This is a genomic window from Pseudomonas sp. AGC41 (assembly GCF_057334555.1).
The window spans coordinates 103,659-106,569 of record NZ_JBHFJB010000136.1 but is presented as its reverse complement, the minus strand read 5'-3'; the positions used below and the strand labels follow the sequence as shown (position 1 = coordinate 106,569).

At 62.5% G+C, this 2,911-nt stretch carries 3 protein-coding genes; all 3 read left to right on the top strand.

Going from position 1 to position 2,911, the window contains the following annotated elements; translation table 11 throughout:
- Positions 1-98 precede the first annotated feature (98 nt).
- The 3 genes from astB to astE all read left to right on the top strand — a co-directional run bounded on the left by astB (position 99) and on the right by astE (position 2,822).
- Positions 99-1,445 carry an N-succinylarginine dihydrolase gene (gene astB, locus ACE04F_RS22420; RefSeq protein ID WP_486109974.1) on the top strand — a complete coding sequence of 449 codons (1,347 nt, stop codon included), beginning with the start codon at positions 99-101 and terminating at the stop codon, positions 1,443-1,445.
- A 69-nt stretch (positions 1,446-1,514) separates the two neighbouring features.
- On the top strand, positions 1,515-1,802 hold the full coding sequence (locus ACE04F_RS22415; protein ID WP_305499345.1) for a topoisomerase II: 288 nt from the start codon (positions 1,515-1,517) through the stop codon (positions 1,800-1,802).
- A gap of 12 nt (positions 1,803-1,814) precedes the next feature.
- Complete coding sequence (gene astE / locus ACE04F_RS22410; protein WP_486109973.1) at positions 1,815-2,822, top strand: succinylglutamate desuccinylase; 1,008 nt, start codon at positions 1,815-1,817, stop codon at positions 2,820-2,822.
- Positions 2,823-2,911 lie beyond the last annotated feature (89 nt).

Sequence of the window (2,911 nt, the reverse complement as noted above, 5' to 3'; positions counted from 1 at the left end):
GGATTGCGCAAAACCCTGTGGGAGCGAGCCTGCTCGCGAAGGGGCGCCGCAATTGTTATTGATGCCTATAAAAAACAGATTCTCGTGGAGCCTCGCTGATGAAATCCTATGAAGTCAACTTTGACGGTCTAGTGGGGCCGACCCATAACTACGGCGGGCTCTCGTACGGCAACGTCGCGTCCCAGAGCAACAGCCAGCAATCCTCCAACCCCAAGGAGGCGGCGCTGCAAGGCCTGGCGAAAATGAAGGCGCTGATGGAGATGGGTTTCCAGCAGGGCGTGCTGGCGCCGCAGGAGCGGCCGGACGTGGCGGCCTTGCGTCGCTTGGGTTTTGCCGGCACTGACGCGCAGGTCATCCAGCACGCCGCGAAAGAGGCGATGCCGCTGCTGGTCGCCAGTTGCTCGGCCTCGAGCATGTGGGTGGCCAACGCCGCCACCGTCAGCCCGAGCGCCGATACCGGTGATGGCCGCGTGCATTTCACCGCCGCCAACCTCAATTGCAAGTACCACCGCAGCATCGAGCACCCGACCACCAGCCGGGTGTTGGGCGCGATGTTCGCCGACCAGCAGCACTTCGCCCATCACGCCGCGCTGCCCGCGGTGGCGCAGTTCGGCGACGAGGGCGCGGCCAACCACACGCGATTCTGCCGCGCCTATGGCGAGGCCGGCGTCGAGTTTTTTGTCTTCGGCCGCAGCGCCTTCGACAGCCGTTACCCGTCGCCACAGAAATACCCGGCGCGCCAGACCCTCGAAGCGTCCCAGGCGGTTGCGCGCCTGCACGGTCTGCGGGAGGAGGGCGTGGTCTACGCGCAACAGAACCCGGCGGTGATCGACCAGGGCGTCTTCCACAACGACGTGATCGCGGTCGGTAATGGCGAAGTGTTGTTCTACCACGAGGACGCCTTCCTCGACACGGACAAGATGCTGGCCGAGCTGAGCGATAAAATCGCCAAGGTCGGTGGGAAATTTCAGCCAGTGTGCGTACCGCGTTCGGCGGTCACCGTGGATGATGCGGTACGTTCCTACCTGTTCAATAGCCAGTTGCTGTCCCGTGCCGACGGCTCGATGCTGTTGATCGTGCCGGAAGAATGCCGTGGCAACGAACGCGTCTGGAAATACCTGCAAGGCCTGACGGGGTCTGGCGGGGTGATTCGCGAAGTGAAGGTCTTCGATCTCAAGCAAAGCATGCAGAACGGCGGCGGCCCCGCTTGCCTGAGGTTGCGCGTGGCGCTTAACGAAACCGAACTGGCGGCCGTCAACCCAGGGGTTATCATGACCGCGCCGCTGTATGAGTCGTTGACCCAATGGGTCGAGCGCCATTACCGCGACCGCATGACCGAAAACGACCTGGCGGACCCGCAATTGTTGCTTGAATGCCGGTCGGCACTGGATGAGCTGACACAAATCCTTAAACTTGGCTCGGTTTATCCTTTCCAGATCAATTGAAAGCGCGCGCGTCCTGACTACAGTCAAGGCAGGGCGCGTTGCCTTATCCCCCGACGAGAATGTAAAGACATGAGCGATACCCTGCAGCTTATCCTGGAAGACACCGACGGCACGCAACTGGAAACCTCCTGCACCCGCGTCGCGGTGATGTGGCAGGGCAAGGAGCTGTGGATCCAGCAGGACGGCCGCGGCCAGCTGTTGATCGGCGTCGACGTCGAGGAAGGGGACGCGGAATACGCCAACCTCTTGCTGCGTCCATTGGCGACCAATCTGGTCAGCCTGCAACTGGAAATGGAACCGGCCGACATCGGCGATGACGACCACGTCCATGGCCCTGACTGCGGCCACGACCACTAAGGAAACCGCGCTATGCTCGCCCTCGGCAAACTGCTTGAACTGACCCTCGCCGGCCGCGAACCGGCGGAGAAGACTCAACTGACTGTCGAAGGCGTACGGATGCGCTGGTTGAGCGAGGGCGCGCTGGAGGTCAAGCCGCCCGAAGCCCGGGACAACGGCCTGGACCTGCTGCTGTCGGCCGGTATCCATGGCAATGAAACCGCGCCGATCGAGTTGCTCGATCGCCTGCTGCACGACATTGCACGTGGCGACCTGAAGCCGCGGGCACGCATTCTTTTTCTGTTCGGCAATCCCGAGGCGATTCGTCGCGGCGAGCGTTTTGTCGAGCAGGACGTCAACCGGCTGTTCAACGGCCGCCACGAACTGAGCGGCGGCCCCGAGGCGTTGCGCGCCTGTGAGCTGGAACGGCTGGCCGCGAGTTTCTTCAGCGTGCCGGACCGCAGCCGTCTGCACTACGACTTGCACACCGCCATTCGCGGTTCGAAGATCGAGCAGTTCGCCCTGTACCCCTGGAAGGAGGGTCGCCAACACTCACGTCGCGAGCTGGCGCGCCTGCGCGCGGCGGGCATGGAAGCGGTGTTGCTGCAGAACAAACCGTCCATCGTCTTCAGCGCCTACACCTACGACCAGCTGGGCGCCGAGTCCTTCACCCTGGAACTGGGCAAGGCCCGGCCGTTCGGGCAGAACGGTGGTGTCGATGTGAATCTGCTGGAAACCCGCCTGCATCAGATCATTGAGGGCAACGAGCCGGAGCTGGACGACAGCCTGGACGGTCTGCAACTGTTCAGCGTGGCGCGGGAAATCATCAAGCACAGCGACAGCTTCCGCCTGAACCTGCCGGTGGATATCGAGAACTTCTCGGAGCTTGAAAAAGGTTACGTCCTGGCCGAAGACATCGCCCAGACCCGTTGGGTGATCGAAGAAGAAGGCGCGCGGATCATCTTCCCCAATCCCAAGGTCAAGAATGGCTTGCGCGCGGGCATCCTGATCGTGCCGGCGACTGAGGCGAACCTGGCCTGACCTGAGTCTCGGACTCAACACATGACCCCTGTAGGAGCGAGCCTGCTCGCGAAAGCGATGTATCGGCCGACATTGATGGCGACTGACAC